The 5055-nt window shown below is 32.1% G+C and carries 4 protein-coding genes and 1 pseudogene; 1 reads left to right on the top strand and 4 read right to left on the bottom strand.

The features are described 5' to 3' along the window. Positions 1–89 precede the first annotated feature (89 nt). Both V7014_RS23990 and V7014_RS23985 read right to left on the bottom strand, forming a co-directional pair. A complete protein-coding gene (locus V7014_RS23990) occupies positions 90–230 on the bottom strand; it encodes a YrzI family small protein (RefSeq protein WP_335511082.1) in 141 nt (46 codons plus the stop codon). Positions 231–857: 627 nt separating this feature from the next. Then, a complete protein-coding gene (locus V7014_RS23985) occupies positions 858–2321 on the bottom strand; it encodes an N-acetylmuramoyl-L-alanine amidase (RefSeq protein ID WP_335511080.1) in 1464 nt (487 codons plus the stop codon). A gap of 331 nt (positions 2322–2652) precedes the next feature. Here V7014_RS23985 and V7014_RS23980 point away from each other — a divergent pair, with 331 nt between their 5' ends. After that, positions 2653–3432 carry an alpha/beta hydrolase gene (locus V7014_RS23980; RefSeq protein WP_335511078.1) on the top strand — a complete coding sequence of 260 codons (780 nt, stop codon included), beginning with the start codon at positions 2653–2655 and terminating at the stop codon, positions 3430–3432. A gap of 160 nt (positions 3433–3592) precedes the next feature. Here V7014_RS23980 and V7014_RS23975 read toward each other — a convergent pair. Both V7014_RS23975 and V7014_RS23970 read right to left on the bottom strand, forming a co-directional pair. After that, a pseudogene (locus V7014_RS23975) lies at positions 3593–3712 on the bottom strand (IS1595 family transposase); the annotation flags it as partial. Between the two features lie 22 nt (positions 3713–3734). Beyond that, positions 3735–5030, bottom strand: a complete 1296-nt coding sequence (locus V7014_RS23970; RefSeq protein WP_335511076.1) for a sensor histidine kinase — start codon at positions 5028–5030, stop codon at positions 3735–3737. Positions 5031–5055 lie beyond the last annotated feature (25 nt).

The raw sequence follows: 5055 nt of genomic DNA, 5'->3' as shown, positions 1-5055 counted from the left end.
CTATCTGTCTGAACCCATAACTTTTCCAATCTTTTTATAATGATTTTTTTCATAATCATCTCCACCTTCCGAATTATTTAGTATTGTCATTACATAAATGGTCCGTATTGACTTATTTTCACAGCGTTTTCCTCAAAAATTTTCTTAACTCTTTGTTGATGAAGTGCCTCTTCTTTAGTCATCTTATTAAGTTTAAAAGTCACAGTAAAAAATAACATGTTGATCGTCATAACTTATCACCTCCTTTATTTCCGATACAAAAAAACCGCTAGGAATCACGTTCCTGCGGCTTTTAGGATACAAATAGTTGTCAAATTTCTCGACAACTATCCCTATATTGGCATAACAAAGCCGCAGGAAATAACATTCTCCTACGGCTGTAATGTATAAATAAAAAGAATTACAATCTTTTCATTAACAAATTTGTACACCTAATAGGTCGAATGTTGGAATATGAAATTTTGAGTGGTTAGTGCTGGGCGAATAATTAAGATTCATCATTTTCCTCGACCTCCTTTAGTTAAATTTGTTATATTGGTAAGTATATCCAAAGATTTGCAATTTGTAAACCACTTTATTTGACTTTTTATATTTTTTTATAAATTCAAACAAAACAACTATTTCCTTTTTTATTCTGAAGCGCGTTTATTTCTTGGATGCTTCTTTTCTTCTACAATAAATTAAAAGCTGATTTAATTAGGATCACCCGCTTCATTACCCAGTAGTATTTCACTGAGAATATTAATTTTGAGATTATATTTCTGATTGATATAGGTTGACAGTTTGTTACATTCAAAAAATAATGAAATTAGCGTAAATTTCAGTCAATAATAGAAAAAAATTTACGCTAAAAATACTTAATTTACGATATTGTAAAGACTTGCTACATCAAAGCCTTTATATTTATAGTAATCTAGTAACCCTAAATAAATAGCTTCAGCTGCTTTTTGGCGATAGGCAGGAGATGCAAGTTTTGCGTTATCTTCTTTATTATCGATAAAACCTAATTCAGCTAAGACAGCGGGCATTTTTGTACTGTTGAGCACTGCGAATTCCTGATCTGGTTTAACCTTACGATTCTTCGTATTTAATGAAACATGTAAACGTGCTTGAATGAACTCGGCTAATTTCTTGCTGTCAACGGCTCTATTTGAACTCTTTTTATATCTTATAGGTGCATTTGGATCGTAGTACCAAGTTTCAGTACCACTAGCTTTTCCATTTGCAGCGTTGGCATGTACACTAACAAACGTATCTGCATTCGCGTTGTTTGCAATTTTTGTTCGTTCTGATAATGTCGGATAACTATCAGTGGTTCTCGTATAAATGACTGTTAATGGTGTTTGTGCAAGTAAAGCTTTTAGTTTAAGAGAAACATCTAACACAACATCTTTCTCGCGTAATCCAAATCCAGCTGCCCCAGGATCTGTTCCACCATGACCTGGATCAATAACAAGTGTTTGCGAGGTAAGAGCATTTTTACCAGCTTCTGATCCATCGTCTCCACCAGTTACTGGCCCACCGCCACTTTTTGATGATAAATACGTAGTAGAAACGAAACCAACTATATTTTTACTAGTCTTTACAAGTGACCAATTACCAACAGTGTAAGCAACTGCTACACGATCATTTTTCTTCAACTTGCCGACAATATCAAAATTCGTAGAAGGACCTTTTCTCATATTTAGCGAATCTATCGTTACATATTTCGTACTGTTAAAAGTTGTTGTTGGGTTTAGTCTAAGCGTGTAATTAATAGCTCTGGCCAAATAAATAGCTGTTTCTTCACGAAGAGCCTCACGATTAGTTCCGAAAGTACCATCATCTAAACGAGTGTCAATACTTCTTGACATAATAGCTTGAGCTGCACCAGAGGCAGTATTGTCAAAACTATAATTAAAGGCTCTACTAATGATGATAGCCATTTCACCACGTGTGACATAACCATTTGGCTTAAATGAACCGTCTTTATATCCTGAGATGATATTGTTTTGAACTGCTGAATGGATATAACCTGATGCAAAGTTATTAACACCTACATCTTTAAACTTTGTTTTCTTTTGAGTTCCATCTAAACCAAGTGCACGACCTAGTAAGGCTGTAAATTCTGCACGAGTAACTTTACTTTTCGGATTGTAATACCCTTTAGCATCACCATTTACAATTTTCCCTTGAGCTAAATATGTAATCTCCTTATAAGCCCGATGGTCAGTTCCAATGTCTTTAAAAGTTGTTGTTGCTTCTGAATTACTGACTCCAGTAACTAAAATTGTAGACGCAACAACCAAGAAACATAGAAGCAATTTTGCCGCAGATTTCATTAATTACATTTCCTCCTTTTCCATTAAATTCAATCATATCACAAATTTCGACAATTTAATGGTTATTTATCCATAATTTTACTTATATTACCTATATAAAATATTTACATTACATACAAAAAAAGGACTGCTCATAGTTAGTTTTACTAATCTATAGGACAGTCCCTACCATACTATTATTATATTTTTTTGCTTTTTTTTCGTAAACCTTATTGCTTTTGAATATTACAAGGAACAATGTACTTTTTAGGGTATTATAATTATAAGTGTATATTCAGCAAATGAGAGGAACAAAACTATTACATACATAAAATTGAGAGGAAGTAAAATAATGCTTGAAGAATTTACGATCAATATATCATCTTTAAATAGAAGTAGAAAAATACGTATTCTTCTTCCGAATGACTACGAAAACAACAATAAGAAATATCGTGTTTTATATATGCACGATGCTCAAAATTTATTTCGAGATGAAGATTCTTTCTTTGGTACAAGTTGGGGAATAATAGATTGTGTAAATAAGAGTGGATTAGACCTTATTGTTGTCGGGATCGATTGTAACGGAGAAGGAACAAAACGTTTTGACGAACTGGGACCTTGGATAAGTGATAAAAAAATAAATGAAGGTTTATCCATTGATAAATCAATTAATTTAGGTGGAGAAGGAGAGCATTACATAGATTTTATTGTAAATGAATTAAAGCCTTATATTGATAATAAATATAGAACAGTAAAAGATGATACTGCTATGGCTGGGAGTTCGTCTGGAGGACTAATATCTACATATGCTATGTGTAAATATCCTTCTATATTTAAAAGAGTCGCTGCACTATCAAACGCTTATTGGTTAAGTCAAAATGAAATCGAGAACCTAGCTGAAAGATGTGACTTAACGAATGTAAAAAGGTTTTATTTTGATATAGGAACGATGGAACAAACTGCAACATTTGGACCAGATGTTTATCTTAGTTCTAACATTTCCTTCAAGAATGTAATCGATAAAAAAGGACTTAATTATCGTTTTGAAATTGTGGAAGGTGCTGAACATACTGAAACCGCTTGGCGAGAACGCTTCCCTGAAATACTTAAATACCTTTATCAAGAAAAATAAAGTTCTTTTCAACAATCGTAGGTTTTAGGAGAATAAGAAATACAGCCGTTCCTTTGTTGAAATGGCTGTTTTTTTATACCTTTTGCAAAAATTCACAGTGATTTTGTTTTGAGTTTTGGCAAATACTGAGCAGCATTTAATGGATCCTCGCTTTTCCCTCTATATTTTTACTTTGTTGAAGAAAGCTGAACCAGTATAGGTAGTTGTCTAAAAATCTGGTCGCGACCCCTTGAAACCTCACCATCCAATCCATTAACTGATTGTGATGGTTTGTGACGTGTACATACTTATTGAGATTAGACTCAATTAGCTTTACTATTCACTATAAAACTTACTTTTGTTCCTATTCCGGGTTGTGAGACAACCTTTAGTTTAACTCCATAATATTGATTCAATCTCTTTCTAATATTCTCAAGACCTACACCAGTTCTTTCTCTAATTAGTGAACTTTTATTATGAACTTGTTCTTCCATTTCATCAGATGATATTCCAATTCCATTATCTTCGACGCTTATCAATATATCATTCCCTTCTTTCATTACACTTATCTTCACATAGCCCCCTTTACTTCTCGGCATGAGGCCATGTTTAATAGCATTTTCCACTAATGGTTGAATGGTTAATGGCAAAATTTTCTCCTCAAATAATGATTCATCTACCTCCTGTATCACTTCTAAACGATTGCCAAATCTTGCTTGTTCAATATGAAGATACGCTTTCGTTAACTCCATTTCCCTACCAATATTAACGCTCTCTTCCATACCTTCAAGATCAAAGCTTTTATGAAGATATTCACAAAGAGATTCAAGAAGTTCAGCAGCTTTTTTCGAGTCATCTATATAACAAAAATACATGATTGTGTTTAATGTATTATATAAAAAATGAGGTTTAATTTGTGATTGCAAAAAAGCCATTTGAAGTTCCTTGTTTTTATCCTTCAAATCTTCCTGTTGCTGTTGAATTAGTTGTCCTTGTTGAATATTTACAACATTTGCTTTCCATAATACAAAAGATAAACATGCACTCATGGCAATGATAGCTAGCCCATTTATCCTATTTGAAATCAATATTCCTTCATGGAATTGTGTAAATCCCATAAAATAAAAGATAACACCATAACCTAATAAATAAATTAACACTGCAACAATTGGTCTAATAATAAATAAAGATCCAATTAGAATACAACCAATTAAAAATGGCATTATACTTGTGTTAGTCAACTGAGCAAATACACTTAACATAGAACCACTGATAATAATTGTACCAACCATCACATATTGTATAGAAAAAATGAGCTTACTCACATTTTTCTTTCTTTGAAAATAAAAAATTAAACTAACAATCATAATCATTAATAATAGTAAAACAAAATAAGTTGTAAAAAGGCCTCTTCGCCACTTCACTTGTTCAATAGTTTCTGGAGTTACAAAAAACAAACAATATATAAGAACTACTAAACTCACAAAAATAATTCCCATTCCAACATAATAAATTCTCTTGATATTGATTTTATTAATCTCACCGATAATGGAATTATATTGTTTTGATCTATTTAAATATGATTTTTTCATTTTTTTCAGATTTCTATTTTCCTCCATAAAAGAATCACCTCCTAGTATGAAT

Source organism: Bacillus sp. JJ722 (assembly GCF_036963345.1).
Classification (GTDB): domain Bacteria; phylum Bacillota; class Bacilli; order Bacillales; family DSM-1321; genus Bacillus_AD.
The sequence above is the reverse complement of the archived record's forward strand: the minus strand, read 5'-3'. Positions and strand labels throughout refer to the sequence as shown.

Bases quoted from the DNA above. Each gene is read 5' to 3' on its own strand.
- V7014_RS23990 (WP_335511082.1), bottom strand. From the start codon at position 230: ATGACGATCAACATGTTATTTTTTACTGTGACTTTTAAACTTAATAAG.
- V7014_RS23985 (WP_335511080.1), bottom strand. From the start codon at position 2,321: ATGAAATCTGCGGCAAAATTGCTTCTATGTTTCTTGGTTGTTGCGTCT.
- V7014_RS23980 (WP_335511078.1), top strand. From the start codon at position 2,653: ATGCTTGAAGAATTTACGATCAATATATCATCTTTAAATAGAAGTAGA.
- V7014_RS23970 (WP_335511076.1), bottom strand. From the start codon at position 5,030: ATGGAGGAAAATAGAAATCTGAAAAAAATGAAAAAATCATATTTAAAT.